Annotated in this window: 1 protein-coding gene; it reads right to left on the bottom strand. The window is 54.7% G+C overall.

The genetic code is table 11. From position 1 onward, the window contains the following. Positions 1-234 (bottom strand): hypothetical protein (locus AC1RP4_RS08130; protein ID WP_481763298.1); only part of this gene is annotated, 234 nt, incomplete at both ends.

Genomic DNA, 234 nt, shown 5'->3' with positions numbered 1-234 from the left:
ACAAGGCACCTGACACAGAATCAACGTGCTTACCGCCGCTCGACTGGCCCAGACCGTTCGTGTAGCCCTTGACCTGATAACCATCGGCGTTTGTGAACGCGACGATAACGTCGGCCAGCTCGGACTTATAGACGAACATCTCCTTCTCGCCCGAGCACCCGATCTTCTCCATCATCTTCTCGATGAGTTCTACAGGGCCGCGCTTACTGAAGAACTCCTTAGTCACCTTAGGAC

The sequence above is a fragment of the Dellaglioa sp. CoH-56-MRSF-10 genome (genome assembly GCF_056782175.1).
Note: the sequence above shows the minus strand (reverse complement) of the source record. Positions and strands in the feature narration are given on the sequence as shown.